This is a genomic window from Dermabacter sp. Marseille-Q3180 (assembly GCF_940792985.1).
GTDB classification, from domain to species: Bacteria; Actinomycetota; Actinomycetes; order Actinomycetales; family Dermabacteraceae; genus Dermabacter; species Dermabacter vaginalis.
This window is the reverse complement of the sequence record NZ_CALNWU010000001.1, coordinates 728979-747414: the sequence shown is the minus strand read 5'-3', so window position 1 is coordinate 747414 and position 18436 is coordinate 728979. Positions and strand designations below refer to the sequence as shown.

Annotated in this window: 17 protein-coding genes; all 17 read left to right on the top strand. The window is 63.4% G+C overall.

Annotated features, from left to right (window positions below):
* Position 1: 1 nt before the first annotated feature.
* The 17 genes from ftsL to NBW56_RS03350 all read left to right on the top strand — a co-directional run bounded on the left by ftsL (position 2) and on the right by NBW56_RS03350 (position 18434).
* A complete protein-coding gene (ftsL, locus tag NBW56_RS03430) occupies positions 2-487 on the top strand; it encodes a cell division protein FtsL (RefSeq protein WP_065248203.1) in 486 nt (161 codons plus the stop codon).
* Positions 488-489: 2 nt separating this feature from the next.
* Positions 490-2328, top strand: a complete 1839-nt coding sequence (locus NBW56_RS03425) for a peptidoglycan D,D-transpeptidase FtsI family protein (protein ID WP_236886233.1) — start codon at positions 490-492, stop codon at positions 2326-2328.
* A 5-nt stretch (positions 2329-2333) separates the two neighbouring features.
* A complete protein-coding gene (locus NBW56_RS03420) occupies positions 2334-3914 on the top strand; it encodes a UDP-N-acetylmuramoyl-L-alanyl-D-glutamate--2,6-diaminopimelate ligase (RefSeq protein ID WP_167550775.1) in 1581 nt (526 codons plus the stop codon).
* Positions 3907-5355, top strand: coding sequence for a UDP-N-acetylmuramoyl-tripeptide--D-alanyl-D-alanine ligase (locus NBW56_RS03415; RefSeq protein ID WP_250257982.1), 1449 nt, complete (start codon positions 3907-3909; stop codon positions 5353-5355). The genes NBW56_RS03420 and NBW56_RS03415 overlap by 8 nt, the downstream gene beginning before the upstream one ends.
* Positions 5352-6434, top strand: coding sequence for a phospho-N-acetylmuramoyl-pentapeptide-transferase (mraY, locus tag NBW56_RS03410; protein WP_250257981.1), 1083 nt, complete (start codon positions 5352-5354; stop codon positions 6432-6434). Before NBW56_RS03415 ends, mraY begins: the two co-directional genes overlap by 4 nt.
* Positions 6435-6470: 36 nt before the next feature.
* Entirely contained in the window at positions 6471-7976 is a 1506-nt protein-coding gene (murD, locus tag NBW56_RS03405; RefSeq protein ID WP_250257980.1) for a UDP-N-acetylmuramoyl-L-alanine--D-glutamate ligase, read from the top strand.
* Positions 7973-9256 (top strand): FtsW/RodA/SpoVE family cell cycle protein, encoded by a 1284-nt coding sequence (locus NBW56_RS03400; protein WP_250257979.1) that lies wholly within the window; start codon positions 7973-7975, stop codon positions 9254-9256. The genes murD and NBW56_RS03400 overlap by 4 nt, the downstream gene beginning before the upstream one ends.
* Positions 9253-10401: an undecaprenyldiphospho-muramoylpentapeptide beta-N-acetylglucosaminyltransferase gene (murG, locus tag NBW56_RS03395; protein WP_250257978.1), complete on the top strand. Its 1149-nt coding sequence runs from the start codon at positions 9253-9255 to the stop codon at positions 10399-10401. The genes NBW56_RS03400 and murG overlap by 4 nt, the downstream gene beginning before the upstream one ends.
* A complete protein-coding gene (gene murC, locus NBW56_RS03390) occupies positions 10401-11879 on the top strand; it encodes a UDP-N-acetylmuramate--L-alanine ligase (RefSeq protein ID WP_250257977.1) in 1479 nt (492 codons plus the stop codon). Before murG ends, murC begins: the two co-directional genes overlap by 1 nt.
* Positions 11876-12988: a cell division protein FtsQ/DivIB gene (locus tag NBW56_RS03385; protein ID WP_250257976.1), complete on the top strand. Its 1113-nt coding sequence runs from the start codon at positions 11876-11878 to the stop codon at positions 12986-12988. Before murC ends, NBW56_RS03385 begins: the two co-directional genes overlap by 4 nt.
* Positions 12989-13235: 247 nt before the next feature.
* Positions 13236-14489 (top strand): cell division protein FtsZ, encoded by a 1254-nt coding sequence (gene ftsZ / locus NBW56_RS03380; protein WP_126848381.1) that lies wholly within the window; start codon positions 13236-13238, stop codon positions 14487-14489.
* Between the two features lie 3 nt (positions 14490-14492).
* A complete protein-coding gene (gene pgeF / locus NBW56_RS03375) occupies positions 14493-15293 on the top strand; it encodes a peptidoglycan editing factor PgeF (protein ID WP_250257975.1) in 801 nt (266 codons plus the stop codon).
* 72 nt (positions 15294-15365) lie between these two features.
* On the top strand, positions 15366-15851 hold the full coding sequence (locus NBW56_RS03370) for a cell division protein SepF (protein WP_065248194.1): 486 nt from the start codon (positions 15366-15368) through the stop codon (positions 15849-15851).
* 2 nt (positions 15852-15853) lie between these two features.
* The gene (locus tag NBW56_RS03365; protein WP_074297998.1) at positions 15854-16144 is read left to right on the top strand and encodes a YggT family protein; all 291 of its coding nucleotides are present in this window, start codon (positions 15854-15856) and stop codon (positions 16142-16144) included.
* 135 nt (positions 16145-16279) lie between these two features.
* A complete protein-coding gene (locus NBW56_RS03360; protein ID WP_250257974.1) occupies positions 16280-16957 on the top strand; it encodes a DivIVA domain-containing protein in 678 nt (225 codons plus the stop codon).
* Entirely contained in the window at positions 16954-17511 is a 558-nt protein-coding gene (gene lspA / locus NBW56_RS03355; RefSeq protein WP_250257973.1) for a signal peptidase II, read from the top strand. Before NBW56_RS03360 ends, lspA begins: the two co-directional genes overlap by 4 nt.
* Positions 17508-18434 carry an RluA family pseudouridine synthase gene (locus tag NBW56_RS03350; protein ID WP_250257972.1) on the top strand — a complete coding sequence of 309 codons (927 nt, stop codon included), beginning with the start codon at positions 17508-17510 and terminating at the stop codon, positions 18432-18434. Before lspA ends, NBW56_RS03350 begins: the two co-directional genes overlap by 4 nt.
* Positions 18435-18436 lie beyond the last annotated feature (2 nt).

Below are 18436 nucleotides of genomic sequence, written 5' to 3'. Positions count from 1 at the left end.
CATGGCACAGCTCGCAGCTACCCCCGCCTCCCGCAGGCGTGCCGGCATCGCTCCCGCGCACGCGCGATCGGCGAACCTCGCGCTTGTCGCGCGCCCGAATATCCAGCGCAGCTCTCTCCCCTTCACGGTGCTGTGCACGCTCGTGCTGCTCACTGCCGTGATCGCGACCCTTATGCTCAATATTTCGATGACGAACATGAGCTACGAGGTGACGAAGCTCCAGCGGGAATCTCGTGAGCTGAGCGAGCAGACCCAGGTGCTCGAGGAAAAGACGGATCTACTCGGAACACCTCAAGAGCTTGAACGTCAGGCGCGCGAACTGGGAATGGTGCCCGCGGGAAAAGTTGCCTACATTGACCTCGCAAACGGAAGCATTATCGGCGAGCCGGCAGCCGCGGCTCAGGGGGCGACAGCGCTCATTCCACACGTCGCGAAAGCGCCTAAGAATCTTTACGATTACGGCATGGGTAATGAGAGGGCGCGCTAAACGTGCCGGATTCTCGTGTGCCGCGAGACTCTCGCAGCCGCCCGGCGCGCAAAGTGCGTGACGGGCGTTCTCACGCTCCTCGAAAGTCGAGAGCGGGAGCGCACCCGCGCCGCAATGGCTACGAGCCGCATCGCCGCCACAGCGTGATCGTGGTGCTCATGCTCATCGCCGCCCTTGCGGTCAGCATGCGCCTCGTGTGGATCCAGGGGATTAATTCTGCTCAGTTAGCGGCTGAGGCACGCGCGAATCGCCTCCACACCGAGCGAGTGCCCGCGCTTCGCGGCGACATTCTTGACGCGAACGGCGAGGTGCTCGCCACGAGCACCGAACGCTATACCATCATCGTGGATCAGCGGCAGATGCCCAGGTACCGCGAAAAGTCCCAAACTGCGCAGGTCAAGGGCGTGAAAGCGGTCGCGATGGAACTTTCACCGCTGCTGTCGATGAGCGTTGATGAGCTCGAACAGAAGCTCACGGGCAAGTCGGGGTACACGATCCTTGCCAAGGACGTGAGCCCCGAGGTCGAAGCTGCCGTCAAGCAGCTTCGCATCGGTGGCGTGACATCCGAGCGGGTTGCCGAGCGTTTGTATCCGGCGGGCCAAGTTGCGGGCAATATCGTGGGCTTCACGGGTTCGGACGGTACGGCCCTCGCGGGCGCCGAACTCTCCTTCGACGAGGCCCTGCGCGGAACCGATGGCGAGCGTCAGTATGAGCGCGGTGCAGGTGGACAATTGATCCCCTCGGCGCAGGTCAGCGAGAAGGCTGCGATCGATGGCGAGAGTATTGAACTGACGATCGATAGAGACCTTCAGTACCGTGCGCAGGAGATTCTTGCGCAGCGGGTCAAGGATTTTGGGGGTAGCGGCGGCACTGCCGTCGTGATTGACCCGAAAACCGGCCACGTGCTCGCCCTTGCCGACTACCCCACGTACGACCCGAACAATCCCGGCGCGACTGACGCGAAGTATCGTGGTAATCAATCCATCTCGAATGTTTTCGAGCCTGGTTCGACGGGCAAGCTTTTCACCATGGCGTCGGTGATCAACGAGGGGAAGGCAAAGGTCGACGATCATTTCTCGATCCCGTACCGAAAGGATTTCGGCGGGGAGAGCATCAAGGACTCGCACGAGCACCCCGAGCGCTATTACACGCTTGCCGGAGTGCTCAAGTACAGCTCGAACGTTGGCACGGTTGAGGTTTCACGAAGGATCCCGAACGAGAAGCGCGAGGAGTACTTGCGGAATTTCGGGTTTGGCGCGAAAACGAATGTCAACCTTCCCGGAGAATCCGCGGGAATCCTGCACCCCGCGAAGGACTGGCGTGGTCGCACGCAATACGCGACCGCTTTCGGGCAGGGCTATGCCGTTACGGCGCTGCAGATAGTCTCGGCGGTGGGCGCCTTCGGCAACGATGGCGTGCGCATCGAGCCTCGCATCGTCAAAGGGCGGGTGGGAACGGACGATTCCTTCACCCCCGAGCCGGAAGGTGAGCACACGCGCGTCGTCTCAAGCGACACGGCTGCGACAATGCGCGATCTCATGGATAACGATATCGACGATAACGGCAAGGCCGCGGGCAGCGTTGAGGGATACGCCGTTGGCGGAAAATCGGGAACGGCGCAGGTCCCTGGCGGAACCTACACGTCTTCGTTCATTTCGATGGCGCCCATGGACGATCCGCAGCTCGTAGTGGGCGTGTTCGTGTACGGGATCAACGGGTTCCAGTCCGGCTCAACGGTTGCGGGTCCTGCCGTTTCGGAGCTTCTCGGTTACGCGCTGCAACGCCGCGGGATCGCACCTTCGGGGCACCCCGGTACCGAACTTGAAAACGAATGGAAGTGAAAGTCGTGAGTGCTCGCACCAATCTCATGCTGGGAGACCTCGCTCGCCAACTCGAGGGCGCCCCGGGGTCGGGAGCGCTCGAGTTGCGCGGTGAGAGCGTGCCGATTTCGAGTGTCACGATCGATTCCCGCAAGGCGGGGGAGAAGGCCCTTTTCGTTGCGGTCCAGGGCGAGAACGCCCACGGCGCGAGTTACGCTGGGGCGGCTCTCGCGCAGGGCTGCCGCGCGATTCTCACGGACGAAGCGGGAGCTTCGATCGTGAGTGCCCATCACCCAGAAACTCAGTGTGCGCTTCTGCTTTGCGAGGATCCTCGAGCGCTCGCGGGTTTTGCCGCGAATCTTGTGTACGGGGAGCCTTCGCACGAGATTCCGCTTGTCGGCGTGACTGGCACGAACGGGAAGACTTCCGTGACGACGATGTGTGCGCGCACGCTTCAGGAACTTGGCGAGAATGCCGGCATTGTTGGCACGAACGGCACCTTCCTCGCGTGGGCGGGCGGGCGCGAGGAAAAGATTCCCACGGAGCGCACAACTCCCGAAGCCACCGACGTGCACGCGCTCTTGCGCCACATGGTGAACGAGGGAATGACGTCCGCTGCGCTCGAGGTTTCGAGTCACGCCATGGTTCTCCACAGGGTCGCGGGAGTCTCGTTTGACGTCGCGGTTTTCACTAATCTCAGCCAGGATCACCTCGACTTCCACAAAGACATGGAGGACTACTTCGAGGCGAAGGCCTCGCTTTTCACCCCCGTGCATGCGAGGCGCGGCATCGTGTGCGTTGACGATGAATGGGGGCGCCGGCTCGCCAAACGGGCCACGATCCCGGTCACCACGTACTCGGCGTACGGGCACGAAGCTGATTTCACGGTGGGGGAAATCAATCGCGGTGAATATGGCACGGTGTTTACGGTGCAGCCGTCGGAAGGTGCGCCGTTCACGCTCGAAAGTGCACTCCCCGGCACCCACTATGTCGCCAACACTCTCGCGGTTGCCCTTGTGCTTCGTGCGCTCGGTTGTGAGGGCGAGAAAGTTCGCACGGCGCTCGCGGCCGCGGGCACGGTGCCCGGTCGCATGGAAAGGGTCGGTCAGTCCGACGCTTGCCCGCGTGTCGTCGTGGACTATTCGCACACGCCCGATGCGCTCGAGCACGCCCTCGAGACTCTCCACACCCTTGAGAACGTGGGGGAAATCGTCACAGTTTTTGGTGCTGGGGGGCACCGCGATGCGCTGAAACGGCCACTTATGGGGGAAGTCGCGGCGCGACTTTCGGATCGCGTGTTCGTGACGGACGACAATCCGCGCGATGAGGAGCCCGCGTTGATTAGGCAGGACGTGCTTGCGGGAATCCCGGAGGGCTCTCGCGCGAGAGTCGAGAACGTTGGTGATCGAGCCGAGGCGATCGCACGAGCCATCGGTGAGGCCAAGATCAATGACGTTGTGCTCATCGCGGGAAAGGGAGCGGAAAGCGGGCAGGTGCTCGCAGATCACACGATCGACTTTGATGATCGCGTGCACGCACGCGATGCGCTTCGTACATGGGCGAAGAGGAACGCCACCAGGATGATGAAGGAGGACCACGATGCGTAAGACGACGACAGGGGCAATCGCGCGCCTCGTGGGTGGCCGCCTCGTTGGGGGCGCGACGGGGGAGGAGTGTGTGCACGGAAAGGCGAGCGTCGATTCGCGCGTCATCGATTCAGGTGATCTTTTCGTGGCATTCGAAGGCGAGCACGTCGACGGCCACGACTTCGTGAGCGCCGCCGAAAAGGGCGGTGCTGCCGCGGCGCTCGTGACGAAAACGGATCAGGCCCTCGCCCTCCCCGCGATTCAGGTCGAGGATCCTCTCGCTGCTCTCGACATCCTCGCCCGTCACGAACTTGAGAGCGCGCGCGCAAGTGCGGAGCCGCCCATCGTTATTGCGTTGACCGGCTCCAACGGGAAAACGAGTACGAAGGATCTGCTGCACGCGATCCTTGCACCCGTAGGAGAAACGATTGCCCCCGTGGGCAGCCGCAATAATGAGCTCGGCCTTCCGCTCACGGTCCTTGAGCTGACAGAGACGACGCGCTTTCTCGTCCTTGAAATGGGGGCGAGAGGTATCGGGCATATCAGCCACCTCACGGATATCGCGCGCCCGGATGTGTCTGTCGTTCTCAATGTTGGCTCCGCCCACGTTGGCGAGTTCGGCGGTGTGGAGAACATCGCGCGGGCCAAGGGGGAGCTCGTGGAAGCGCTTGAGGAAAGCGGAACGGCAGTTCTCAACGCCGACGACGCTCGAGTGAAGGCGATGGGAACTCGCACGCGAGCGCATCTCGCGCATTTCTCCCTAAACGATTGCTCTGCCGAGGCCTATGCCGATCACGTGCGGCTCGATGCCTTGGCGCGTGCGAGCTTCACGCTCCACATGGGCGGCAGCGAGCTGCCTATCGCGCTTACTCTCACGGGAGAACACCACGTGAAAAACGCGCTTGCGGCAGCCGCTGCTGCTTCCGCGGTGGGCGTGAGGTTCGAGGAGATTGCCGCGGGCCTCAACGCCGCCGAGCAGCGTTCCCCGGGACGCATGCAGGTGAGTGAGCTGCCAAACGGAGTGACGCTCATCAACGATGCGTACAACGCGAATCCCGATTCGATGCGCGCGGGGCTTAATGCGCTTGCGGTTCTCGGTCGTGAACGCCACACGATTGCCGTGCTCGGCGAGATGCTCGAACTCGGGAACGAAAGCGCGAAGGCGCATCGCGATATAGGCTCCTATGCTGCCCGCAGCGGGATCGATGTGGTTGTCGCGGTCGGTGAGGGAGCACGGGACATCTACGAAGGTGTGACCGAAACCCGCGGTGAACACGAGGGGGCCGTGTATGTCGAAAGCCTCGAGGATGCTCCCGCTGTGCTAGAAACATTGAGGAGGCCCGAGAGCACGTTTTTGCTCAAGTCGTCCAACGGTGCGGGCCTCGCGAAGCTCGGCGAATCTCTCGTGCGTGCGTGGGGAGCCGAGTCCACGAAGGCGGATAACCGAGGAGAGAAGGAATGATCGGAATTTTGGTCGCCGGGGCCTTGGCCGCGGTGCTCTCGTTCTCTCTTACCCCGCTGTACATTCGCTTCCTCGTGAAGAAGCAGTATGGCCAGTTCGTGCGAGACGACGGCCCCACAACGCACGCCACGAAGCGTGGAACCCCCACGATGGGCGGCGTCATGATTATCCTGGCAACCCTCGTCGGGTACGCGGTTGGGCATCTGAGTATTCTTCGAGCGCCCTCGGCTTCGGGCATGCTCGCGCTTTTACTCATGGTGGGGCTCGGCATTCTCGGTTTCATGGACGACTACGCGAAAATCGCGAAGAAACAGTCGCTCGGCCTTTCTCCCCGCGCGAAGCTCGTGGGCCAGGGACTCATCGGTACGGCTTTCGCCGTGCTCGCACTTCAGTTCCCGGACCGCTGGGGGCACACGCCCGCGTCGATGCATATCTCGTTTGTGCGAGATATTCCCTGGCTCAACCTCGCTTTTGCCGGCACGGCCCTCGGCATCGTTTTGTTCGCGATTTGGGCGAACTTCCTTGTGGCCGCGTGGTCCAACGGCGTGAACCTCACGGACGGCCTCGACGGCCTTGCCTCCGGCGCGACCATTATCTTCGCGGGCGCTTACGTGCTCATTTCCTTCTGGCAGTGGCGCCAGCAGTGCGGTGTTGAAGAGCTCCGCTCGTGCTACGCCGCGAGGGACCCGCTTGATCTTGCGATCGTCGCTGCCGCGGTTCTCGGCGCGTGCGTGGGCTTCCTGTGGTGGAACACCTCGCCCGCGCGCATCTTCATGGGAGACACGGGCTCGCTCGCCCTCGGCGGCGTGCTTGCGGCCCTCACGATCCTTTCCCGCACCCAACTGGTGGGCGGCATCATCGGTGGCCTGTTCGTGATCATCTCGCTCTCGGTCATCATCCAGGTCACGAGCTTCAAGCTCACGCGCAAGCGCGTGTTCCGCATGGCTCCCCTCCAGCACCACTTCGAACTCAAGGGGTGGAACGAGGTGACGATCGTCGTGCGCTTCTGGATCATCGCGGGCATGTTCGCGGCGTGCGGCCTCGGCCTGTTCTACCTCGATGCTTTGCGCTTCATCTAATCCATCCGTTTTCGACCTATTGCCAGGTGGCATCGCGTGACTTCTTCTGAAACTTCTGTGCGACTTCCCGAGCGTCCCTTCCCGGGCCTTGACGTTTCGGGCGCCCGCATCCTCGTGACGGGATTCGGGGTTTCGGGATACGCGATTGTGGACCAAACACTTCAGCGCGGCGCACATGTGACCGCGGTGGACGCTTCGCGTTCAGAATCAAACCTTGAACGCGCCAAGGTTCTCGAGACTCTCGGTGCGCGGATCCTCCTCGGCGAAGAGCACACGCGCGCGCTGCCTGAAAATTCCGACGGCTCCCCGTTCGACGTCGTTGTCACGTCTCCCGGGTGGCGGCCGGACCACCCCCTCCTCGTCGCTGCGAAGGACGCGGGGATCGAAATCTGGTCGGAGATCGAGCTCGCGCGCCGCATGCAAAAGGCTGATGGCCCTGAGTGGCTCGCGGTCACGGGCACGAACGGGAAAACGACCGTCGTGACGATGCTCGAGTCGATTTTGCTGAACGCCGGTGTGCGTGCGGTGGCTGCGGGCAACGTGGGGCTTCCCCTGATCGAAGCGGCGCTCGATCCGGAGGGCTTCGAGGCCATTGCTCTCGAGCTCTCGAGTTTCCAGTTGCACTGGACGGAGAACCTCGGCGCGCACTCGAGCGCGATCATCAATATCGGCGCCGATCACCTCGACTGGCACGGTGGAATGGACGCCTACGCCGAGGCAAAGGCCAAGGTGTATGCGGGAACGCAGCACGCGTGCCTGTACAACAAGGCCGATGAGCGCACGCGTCACGCCCTCGAAGAAGCCGATGTGGTGGAGGGCTGCCGCGCGATCGGTGTGGGCCTCTCCGCTCCCGGCCCGAGTGAGTTCGGCGTCGTGGAGGATCTCCTCGTCGACCGCGCTTTTTGCGAGAATCGGCACTCGCAGGCGGCAGAGATCGCGAACCTCGACACGCTGGCTCACCTTGGACCGCACGGCGCCCCGCCCCACGTTGTTCTCAATGCGCTTTTTGCCGCTGCGCTCGCGCGCTCGTTCGGGGTGCAGCCGATTCACGTGCGCGAAGGGCTCGCCGCCTACCGCGCGGGGGAGCACCGCAGCGAAATCGTTCATGTCAAAGACGGCGTGGCTTTTGTTGATGACTCGAAGGCCACGAACCCCGATTCGGCCGCGGCCGCGCTCGGCGCTGCACAGTCGGTGGTGTGGATCGCCGGGGGAGACGCGAAGGGCGCGGATCTTCACGGCCTCGTCGCCGCGCAGGCAGCTCGCCTCAAGGCCGTCGTGCTCATCGGGCTCGACCCCACACCGTTCACTACAGCGCTCGACGATCACGCGCCGAACGTACCCCGTGTGTGGATCGACCCCGCAGAGTGCGAAGACACACGTAGCCTCATGCACAAGGCTGTGGAAACGGCGGCTTCGTACGCGAGCGACAGCGACATCGTACTGCTCGCCCCGGCCGCCGCGAGCATCGACCAATTCGCCAATTACGCCGAACGCGGCAACCTTTTCGCCGAAGCGGCGCGGAGCCTTGGGAGCGGCGCGTGAACGAGCGCGCGAGGCAGCGCCCGAGCGAGCAGCGCCCGCTCGGTGACGTCGGCGGGGAAGTGAAGTCAACACTCGGCCGCTGGCTTCACTCACCTGCACTTGATTTTTATGCGATCGCCGTCATCGGCGGGATCCTCATCACGATCGGTCTCGTCATGGTGCTCTCGAGCTCATCGGTGACCAATATCGCGAAGGGGCATTCGCCCTATGCATCGTTCATGACCCAGGGTGTTTTCGCGGTCATCGGCCTCGTTCTACTCATCGCTGCAGCCCTCACCCCGGTGAGGTGGTACAAGAACATTGCCGTAGCCTCAGCGCTCTTACTTCTCGGGCTTCTCCTTCAGAGTCTCGTGTTTACCCCTCTCGGGCTCGGTAAGGGTGGTAACCGGAACTGGATTCAGGTCGGTCCCATCCGCGGCCAGCCATCAGAATTTCTCAAACTCGCGCTCGCGGTGTGGCTGGGTGCTTTTCTGTCGAAAAATCGTCACCGTCTGCGTGAGTTTCCAGTTCTCTGCACCGCCTTTGTTGGTACGGGAGCGGCGCTCGGTCTGATCATCTTGGGGCGTGACCTCGGCACGATGATGATGGTAGGCATTCTCGCGGCGGGGGCGTTTTGGGTTGCCGGCGTGCCTAAGCGGTGGTTTCTCGTGGCGGGCGGCGGCGCCGCCCTTGGCGTGCTTGCTCTTGTGCTCGCGAGCCCGAATCGCATGGCGCGCGCCCTCAACTGGCTGCACGGTGAGTGTGCCGGTGACTCGTGCTACCAGGCCGACAATGGCCTCATGGCTCTTGCGACCGGTGGCTGGTGGGGCGTGGGCATCGGGCAATCTCGCCAAAAGTGGGGCCGCGTCCCCGAGGCCGACAACGACTTTATTTTCTCGATCATTGGCGAGGAACTCGGGCTCTTTGGCACCCTCCTGGTCGTTTTCCTCTTTACACTGCTCGCCATCTTTCTCTATCGCATGATGTTCCGTATTCGCGACCCGTTCGTGCAGATCACGATCGCGGGCATCACGTCGTGGATTCTCGCCCAGGCATTCGTGAACATGGCTGTTGTGACGGGGCTCCTGCCTGTTCTGGGCGTGCCTTTGCCTTTCGTGTCGGCAGGAGGCTCAGCCCTCATTGCCTCGATGCTTGCTCTAGGCGTGCTGCTCGCCTTCGCAAAGTCGGAACCCGGCGCGAAGGAGGCCCTTCGGGCCCACGCTCGCTACTCGAAGAAATCGGCAACGGTTGTCGCGAAGCCGGCGTCGGCACAACTGACCAGGAAGGGACCGCGCTCATGACCTCTACTGCCAGCACCCACGCGCGCACCAACGCGACCGTTCTCGTGGCGGGAGCCGGAAGCGCTGGCCACGTATCTCCCATGCTCGCGGTGGCGCGTGCCCTCACCGAGCGTTACGAAGGCGTGCGGGTCGTCGCTCTTGGCACGGAAGTGGGTCTCGAGGCAGATCTCGTGCCCGCCGCGGGCTTCGAGTTGCTTACGATCGACAAGGTGCCTTTTCCTCGCCGGCCTAACGCTGCCGCGCTGCGCTTCCCTCGCGAGTTCGGGCGCGGTCTTGGCGATGTTCGTAGGTTTATTCGCCACGAAGACGTTGATGCTGTCGCTGGATTCGGGGGCTACGTGTGCCCGCCCGCCTACATTGCGGGCAAGCACGCAAGAATTCCCCTGTTCATTCACGAGGCGAACAAGCGGCCCGGTATGGCCAATAGACTCGGCGCAAGGCTTGGCGCGCGCGTCATGACCGCGTTCGATATGAGCGATAGTTCGGGACCGCTCTCGAAGTCCGAATGGGTGGGAATGCCCATGAGGCCCGAAATCGCCCACCTCGATCGCGAAGCGCGCCGTGCGGCGGCACGCGAGTCATTCGGTCTTGACCCCGATATGCCGACCCTCCTCGTGACGGGAGGCTCGCTCGGAGCGCAACGCCTCAACGAAATACTCACCTCCGCGATTGTGCCGCTCGAGGGGCTTGGGGTGCAGATCCTCCACGTGACGGGTAAGGGCAAGAAGATTCCCGTGAGCGGGAAGCACTACGTGCAGGTCGAGTACGTGAACGGGATGGAGGATGCCTACGCCGCGGCGGACTTCGCGGTGACGCGCTCGGGAGCCGGAACGGTGTGCGAGGTCGCAGCCGTGGGGCTGCCCGCGCTTTTTGTTCCCCTCCCCATCGGCAATGGTGAGCAGGCGCTCAACGGCGCCGATATGGTCGAGGCAGGCGGTGCGCGCATGATTAAGGACGCCCTTCTCACTCCCGAACTTCTCATCGAAACCGTTGCCGAGTGCATGCTCGACACCGAGGTGCGCACTCGCATGGAACATGCGGCGCTCGCACTCGGTAAGCGCGATGCCGCCGAGAGGGTCGCCGACCGCATTGCGGCGTCGATTCCGGCCCTTGCAACGCAGCGCCCCAAGGGAGGTGCCCGGTGATGCCCACCACTGATCTTCTCGACGATCTTCGGCCATTTTCCCCGGGGGAGATACGCACGATGCTGAGGCCGGGTGCGGTCGTCACCGACGCTGCCTGGCCGAAGACTCACGTGCGCAAAATCCACGTCATCCGCATTGGCGGCGCGGGTATGAGCGCTGTTGCGAGCCTCGCGCTCGAGGCGGGATTTGACGTCACGGGATCAGAGTCGCAAGAGGGGCGCTTCCTCCCGCCCCTTCGTGACCTCGGTGCGCGTATCACCGTTGGCTTCGACGCCGCCAATATCGAGGATGGCACCGACCTCGTGATCGTCTCGACGGCCGTGCGCGCCGATAATCCCGAGGTACGCCGTGCACATGAGCTGGACATTCCGGTGATTCACCGAGCGGCGGGTCTCGCCGGCCTCCTGAAAAACCGGGCCCTCGTTGCCGTTGCCGGAACGCACGGAAAGACCACGACGAGTGCGATGGCCACACTCGCCTTGCGAGCGGCCGGCGCCGAGCCGGCTTGGGCCGTTGGCGCTGCCGTCGCCCAGCTGGGGGCGAACGCGGGCCAGGGCTCGGGAGAGTTTGCGGTCGTAGAAGCGGATGAGTCCGACGGTTCCTTTGTGGCCTTCGCACCTTCGGTTCTCGTGCTCACCAACTTCGAGGCCGACCATCTCGACTTCCACAGCACCGAAGAGAATCTTCGCGCGGTGCTTTCGGCATTCGTGGCGCGGCTTGCGGAGACGAACGGCACCCTTGTTGCGTGCGCCGACGACCCCGGTTCACTCGCGTTCGCGCGCGACGCCCGGGCAGCGGGCCACCGCGTGGTGCTGTACGGCGAACATCCCGAAGCGACGTGGCGGATCGCCGCTGATCGCTCGAGCGCCGCCGGTGCACACGTGGACATCGATGCCCCGGACGGGGAACGACTCAACCTCTCGCTGCGCGTTCCAGGCCGCCACAACGTGCTGAACGCGCTCGGTGTGCTCGCCGCCCTCGATATCCTCGGCATCTCGCGTGAGGGAGTACTGACGGGGCTCGCGGAGTTTGCGGGCGCTGATCGCCGCTTCCAGGTGGCGGGCGAAGTTCGCGGGACGGCCGTGATCGACGATTACGCCCATCATCCCCGCGAGGTCGCGGCGGCCCTGGCGGCTGGACGTGAACGCGCGGAGGAGGGGAAACTCGTCGCCGTCTTCCAACCGCATCTCTTCTCCCGTACGAAGGCGTTCACGCGAGAGTTCGCCGAGGCGCTCAGCTCCGCCGACGAGACGATCCTCCTTCCGATCTACCCTGCGCGCGAGGATTTCGACCCGAGCATTCGTAGCGAGGACGTCGCCACCCTCATCGATGGCTCTCGAGTTCTCGATGCGGCTGACGTCCCGGACTACCTTGCTTCCCATGCGCGCGATGCCCGCGTGATTCTCATGATGGGGGCAGGCGACATCGTGGATGTGAGCCCGCGCGTGCTCGAGGCCCTTGAAGCGAGCGGCGCATGAGCACCCCGAAGCGCCCGCAACGGCCTGTGCGCCCAAGGCGCCCCGAAGCCAGGGCGGCGGTGAACGTCGACGAGAGCCGTAAGAGCGGCACCACACAAGCGGATCAGCCGAAGCGCGGTGAAAGGAAGAAGCCGCAACGTGTATTCGGCAACCGTCGGAACACGAAGCCTCTCCCACCCGGCGGCGCTTCCCCCGCCAAGCCCCAGGAGACGGAAACCTCACCGGAGCCCACCAAGCGTGCACCGGACACGAAGCGCACGAAGCAAGGAAAGGCGGCGAAGCCCGCAAAGGCCCCGACGAAGGCGAAGGTAGCCCGGTCACGAACGTCCGCGACTTCCGTCGCGACAGAGCGAACGGCATCGCCGGGAAAGAGCCCCGTTGTCCACGCGGGAAAAAGGTTCGCGAGCAGGGTGCGGAAAAAGCCCTGGCAGAAAAACCGACGCTTGCTGCCCCTCATCCTCGGTTCCTTCGTGTTGCTGTTGTCGCTTGCGGTGCTCGCCCTCGCTTTCCTTCCGCAACTCAAGGTCTCTGACGTGCGTGTCGCGGGGGCAACATACGTTGATGTGAGCGCACTCGAGCAGGTGGCGAGTGCGCGCGAAGGGCAGCCGCTCGCCTTCACCGACCTCAATGCTCTCGAGGAGGACCTGTCCGCCGTGCAGGGGGTGAAAGCCGCGAAGGCTACTCGTCACTGGCCGAATACCGTCCGCGTGGTCATCACTGAGCGCACCGCGATCGCCCAGCTCGAATCGGGTGGTAGCACCTCGCTTGTCGATGGCAGTGGAGCGAAACTCCCCGCGAATGCCGCGAACCCCGCGAGTCTTCCCCGGCTGGTCGTTGCCCCCGCGGCGCCGAATGCTGAAGCGACGGAATCGGCGCTGCTCGACATCACGCGCGTACTCCCGCCGAATCTACGCGCGGCACTCACGAAGGCGACCGCGAATTCTCCATCTAGCGTCACGCTCGAGGTCGCAACGCAGGCCGGTCCTCGCACGGTCGTGTGGGGCGGCCCCGAGGATTCCGAACTGAAAGCCCGAGTCCTCGAAGCACTCCTCAACCAGCCCGGCGCGGTGATCGACGTGTCCTCGCCCGAGGCACCGACGATTCGCTAGAGCCACCGAAAGCGCGTCGTGACGCGCGTCGTTCCCACGTTCCGTGGAGGCTGTGACGAGAAAATGACATTCGTGTAAGACACGCGCTCGACAATGTTGCCCTAGACGCCTGTGAGGCAATAGCGTCGAGTACGAGATAAATGCGCTTACTCCCCATGTCTCTTCTGTCCTATCCGCGCCGGTCGCGGGAGGCGCACTAGGCAGTGTGATGGGGTGGAGCTGGAGCAACGAAAGCAAGGACATCCACGTGGACGGATCGCAGAACTACCTCGCAGTCATTAAGGTCGTCGGTGTCGGCGGCGGCGGCGTCAACGCCGTGAACCGGATGATCGAATCCGGGCTCAAGGGCGTCGAGTTCATTGCCATTAACACCGATGCCCAGGCACTGCTCATGTCTGATGCCGATGTGAAACTCGATGTCGGCAAGGAGCTGACTCGCGGTCTCGGCGCGGGCGCCGACCCGGAAGTTGGCCGCAAGGCCGCTGAGGATCACACCGACGAGATTTCCGAAGCCCTCGAAGGCGCGGACATGGTGTTCGTGACCGCGGGCGAAGGTGGCGGCACCGGCACGGGCGGCGCACCTGTTGTGGCAAAGATTGCTCGCTCGCTCGGGGCGCTGACCATCGGCGTCGTGACCCGTCCGTTCACGTTCGAGGGGCGCCGTCGCTCGACCCAGGCTGATTCCGGCATCGATGCTCTCCAGGCCGAGGTCGATACGCTCATCACGATTCCGAACGACAAGCTGCTCCAGCTTGCCGACGTCAAGGTCTCCATGATCGATGCGTTCAAGCTTGCCGATCAGGTGCTCCTCCAGGGCGTTCAGGGCATCACCGACCTCATCACGACCCCGGGTCTCATCAACCTCGACTTCGCGGACGTCAAGAGCGTCATGAAGGATGCCGGTACGGCCCTCATGGGCATCGGTACCGCGAGCGGCGACGACCGCGCCCTCCAGGCTGCTGAGCTCGCGGTCTCGAGCCCGCTTCTCGAGGCGTCAATCGATGGTGCCTACGGTGTTCTCCTTTCGGTGCAGGGCGGTAGCGACCTCGGCCTCGTCGAAGTTTCGGATGCCGCACGCCTGATCCAGGAAGCCGCGCACCCGAGCGCGAACATCATCTTTGGTACCGCGATTGACGACGCCCTTGGTGACGAGGTGCGCGTGACCGTCATTGCCGCGGGCTTCGATCCCAAGCCAGAGCGTGGCGAGGAAGGCGCGCAGCAGAAGCAGCAGGCCCAGGCGCAGCCCTCGAGCGCGCAGCCCGCGCAGCGTGAGCAGCAGCACTCGAGTCGCGAATGGGTTTCGGCACCCGCGCAGGGCCAGGGATACATCCCGGCGCGCTCGCCTCAGGCACAGCCCGAGCAGCCCTCGGTCTCGCAGCCAGACCCGGCGGAGGCGGAGGGTGCCGTCCAGGTCGAGCGTCCTCAGGTGCCTGACGTGCCCACCATCAAGCAAGAGGCGAATCCGGACGACGACCTCGATATCCCGCAGTTCCTTCGCTGAACCATGAGCAGCGAACTTTCGGCGCGGGCCCTCGACTTTTCGGGGGCCCGCGCCCTTTTTACGGGGGTCGCCGAGGGGAACCTTGCGCTTCACGTGGGAGATGACCCTCGCGAGGTCAAGAAGCGTCGTGAAGCTCTCGAGCGGAAGCTCGGCGCGCCTCTCGTCTTTGTCGAGCAGGTACATTCTGCGGATGTCGCCGTCGTGCGTACTGAGGCCGATGTGAGGGAGATGCGGGAACGGGCGCGCGTGGCGGATGCGCTCGTGACGCCGATGGCCGACGTCGCCCTTGCGATCATGGTGGCCGACTGCGTCCCGGTGGTGCTCGCCGAGGAATCGAGCGGGGTCATGGGGGCGGCTCATGCGGGCCGGCGCGGGCTTCTTGGCGGTGTTCTCGGTGCCACCGTTGAGGCGATGGCGAGCCTCGGTGCCTCGCCGAAAAATATTCACGCGATCATCGGGCCTTCGGTGTGCGGTCGGTGCTATGAAGTGCCCGAGCAGATGTTTGCCGAATCGGTCGCGGAACACGAGGCGCTGGCCTCGCGGACGTCGTGGGGCACCCCCGCACTTGATCTTCCCGCCGGTGCCGTAGCCGAGCTTCGAGCCGCAGGCCTCGCACATGAATCTATCGAGGTGATCGAGCGCTGCACCCTCGAAACCGAGGAGCTTTTCTCGTATCGTCGCGATCCTCACACGGGGCGATTTGCCGGAGTGATCTGGCGGCATAGCCCTGAGGCAGAAGAATGGTGCGTAGCGCACCCCGCGACACGCGCGGAAATTCCGTCGCGCCCAGGGTCGCTGCGGTAGTTTCGTAAAAGACCCCGCACTCCCGTGCTTCCCCAGGGGCAAACAACCGGCTTCTTTATAGGGAGAATTTCGATGGGCGCTTTGCGCAACTGGATGGCGAAGGCTGGATTCGCCGAAGAACAATACGATACTCATTACGAAGACCCTCAGAGCTTCGCGGCCGAGGATGCGCAGGTTGCGCGTGTCCCGGAGCGCACCGTGGAGCCCAAGGCTCAGGAGGCCACCGTGACCCCGCTTCGCCCGCATCAGAATGGCGTATCGCTCGCGCCGGCCGCTCCGGAGAGCATGCAGCGCATCACGACTATCCACCCGCGCTCGTACAACGACGCCAAGAGCATTGGCGAGTCGTTCCGCGATGGCGTTCCCGTCATCCTTAATCTTTCTGACATGAGCGAAGCCGATGCCAAGCGCATGGTGGATTTCTCGGCTGGCCTCGTGTTTGGTCTTCGCGGCACCATCGAGCGCGTGACCACCAAGGTGTTCCTCCTGTCGCCTGAGTTCATCGAGGTTGAGGGCGAGTCCCGCACTGACGAGGGCACCTTCTACAACCAGAGCTGAGCATGGCGATTCTCGCCTCGCTCGTTTACCTCGCGGCGTACGTTTTCTCGATCCTGCTGCTCGTGCGGATTGGTATCGAGATGATCCAGTCCTATGCGCGTTCCTTTTCGCCGCGCGGCCTTGTGTTGATCGCCTGTGAAGCGATCTACACACTGACCGACCCGCCGGTGAAGGCACTGCGATCCGTGATTCCGCCGCTCAAGCTCGGTACGGTCGCCCTTGATGTGAGCGTTCTCATCATCTTCTTTGCCTGCTCGCTCATCTCGATGCTCGCCTCGCCCTACATGTTGTGAGTGATCGTCAAAGGCGCGGCCGGAAGATCGCACCCTTGAAGGGTTTTCGGGGCGGTGGGTGCATTCAGGCTGCGCCCGTGGTCTCAGGTAAAGTTAAATAGTCATCATCTGTTCAAACAACAAGAGGTGGAACCCATGGCTCTTATGCCAAAGGATCTCGAAGATAAGCGCTTCACTCCCGTGCGCTTCACCGAGGGTTACGACATGGACGAGGTCGACAAGTACCTTGACGACGACGTCATTCCCCGCCTTCGCGAACTCATTGAGGAAAACGACCGCCTGAAGCGCGAGCTCGAGGAAGCTCAGAGCCGCGTTGCCGAGCTCGAGGCTCGCGTTGGTCAAGGTGGCGAGGGCGATGCTGCTCCGGCAGTCGTCGAAACCGAAGCTCGCGCTGCGCAGGCCGAGACTCCCGAGGTTGAGCCGGAGACCGAGACTGCTGTTGCTGCCGTCGCACCGGCTGCGCCTGCAGCCGCCGGTGCCTCGCGCGTTGGCGAAACCAATTCTGCCTCCGAGCTCATCTCGCTCGCCCAGCGTCTCCACGATGAGCACGTGGCGAACGGCCAGGCCGAGCGCGACCGCCTCATCAGCGAGGGCAACGCCGAGCACGAGCGCATCGTCAACGAAGCAAACGAGACGTCGCGCACCACGCTCGAGCGTCTTGAAAGCACGAAGAGTGAACTCGAGAAGGAAATTGAGTCGCTGCGCACCTTCGAGCGTGACTACCGCACTCGCCTGCGCAACTACCTCGAGAACCAGCTTCGCGATCTTGACACTGGCGAAAGCCAGGAGAAGGCCGCTAACTACGGCCTGTGAGCGATCGCCACACCATGAACGGAAGCGCCGGATCCGCACGTGCGGCCGGCGCTTCTGCCCGTCCCGCGCTCCTTGGCGCCGTCGCCATCGCCGCGGTCGTGTTCGTGCTTGACCAGCTTTCGAAGCTGTGGGCCGAAAACACCCTCGAACACAACGTCGCGCAGCCCCTCGTCGGGGACATCCTCAAGCTCCGCCTGATCTATAACTCGGGCGCTGCTTTTGGGTTTGGCGGTTCGATCACTCCGATCATCACCGGCGTTCAGATCGGGATCGCGCTCGCCGTTGTCGTCGTTCTCGTCCGTTCCGTGCGATCGCGCGCGTGGATGGTTTCGCTCGCACTACTTCTTGGTGGGGCACTCGGCAACATCGTCGATCGTCTTTTTCGGGCCCCGGGGCCTCTGACGGGCCACGTTGTGGATTTCCTTGAACTTCCGCACTGGCCAATCTTTAACGTCGCCGACATCGCGGTGACGACCGGCGCCGTGTTGCTTGTTGTGCTCACACTCTTCAACGTTCCGCTTGATCCGCGTGAAAAGAGCGAGGTGCGAGCGTGAGTAATGAGCGGCTCTTCTTCGTGCCCGAAGGGCTTGAGGGTGAGAGGGTCGATGTTGCTCTCTCGCGCCTTCTGGGGCTTTCACGAACGAAGGCCGCGGAGCTCGTGCAAGCGGGAAGCGCCCTCGTAGACGGCAAGGTTCCCGCTCGCTCGGAACGCGTGAGCGAGGGCCAGGAGCTCGCGGTGACGCTTCCTGAGGTGCGTGACATCGCGGATGTTGCCCCCGAAAAAGTGGACGGTATGGACGTCGTCTTCGAGGATGCCGATATCGTCGTCGTCAACAAGCCCGTGGGGGTTGCCGCGCATCCGAGCGTTGGTTGGGATGGCCCCACGGTACTGGGTGGCCTCCTTGGTGCCGGGGTCGCGATCACGACGAGCGGTGCTCAAGAACGCCGTGGCATTGTGTCGCGGCTCGATGTGGGCACGAGCGGCCTTATGGTCGTGGCGAAGAGCGAAGTTGCCTACTCGGTTCTGAAGAGCGCCTTTCGCAATCGCCTCGTGGACAAGCGCTATCACGCTCTTGCCCAGGGACATTTTCAAAACATGAAGGGCACGATTGATGCCCCGATCGGCCGCAGCCAAAAACACGACTATAAGTTTGCGGTGATGGCAAGCGGTAAACCCTCGATCACGCACTACGACGTGATCGAGATGTTTCCTGGTGCTTCGTTGCTCGACATCAAGCTCGAGACTGGCCGTACCCACCAAATTCGCGTGCATATGAGCGCCGCCGGGCATCCGCTCGTGGGAGACCCTCAGTATGGCTCCGACCCCACACTCGCGCAGAGGCTCGGCCTCGTGAGGCAGTGGCTGCACGCACGCGCCCTCGCGTTTGAGCATCCCACGCAGCATACGCGAGTGGAGTTTGAGGCGCCGTATCCCGAGGACCTCGAAAACGCGCTCGAGGTGCTTCGCGCCGGTTAGTC

What these genes read in the sequence shown, in the direction of transcription:
- mraY (WP_250257981.1), top strand. Translation starts at nt 5,352, where the DNA reads ATGATCGGAATTTTGGTCGCCGGGGCCTTGGCCGCGGTGCTCTCGTTC.
- NBW56_RS03370 (WP_065248194.1), top strand. Translation starts at nt 15,366, where the DNA reads ATGGGCGCTTTGCGCAACTGGATGGCGAAGGCTGGATTCGCCGAAGAA.
- pgeF (WP_250257975.1), top strand. Translation starts at nt 14,493, where the DNA reads ATGAGCAGCGAACTTTCGGCGCGGGCCCTCGACTTTTCGGGGGCCCGC.
- murG (WP_250257978.1), top strand. Translation starts at nt 9,253, where the DNA reads ATGACCTCTACTGCCAGCACCCACGCGCGCACCAACGCGACCGTTCTC.
- ftsL (WP_065248203.1), top strand. Translation starts at nt 2, where the DNA reads ATGGCACAGCTCGCAGCTACCCCCGCCTCCCGCAGGCGTGCCGGCATC.
- NBW56_RS03360 (WP_250257974.1), top strand. Translation starts at nt 16,280, where the DNA reads ATGGCTCTTATGCCAAAGGATCTCGAAGATAAGCGCTTCACTCCCGTG.
- NBW56_RS03365 (WP_074297998.1), top strand. Translation starts at nt 15,854, where the DNA reads ATGGCGATTCTCGCCTCGCTCGTTTACCTCGCGGCGTACGTTTTCTCG.
- murC (WP_250257977.1), top strand. Translation starts at nt 10,401, where the DNA reads ATGCCCACCACTGATCTTCTCGACGATCTTCGGCCATTTTCCCCGGGG.
- NBW56_RS03415 (WP_250257982.1), top strand. Translation starts at nt 3,907, where the DNA reads ATGCGTAAGACGACGACAGGGGCAATCGCGCGCCTCGTGGGTGGCCGC.
- NBW56_RS03385 (WP_250257976.1), top strand. Translation starts at nt 11,876, where the DNA reads ATGAGCACCCCGAAGCGCCCGCAACGGCCTGTGCGCCCAAGGCGCCCC.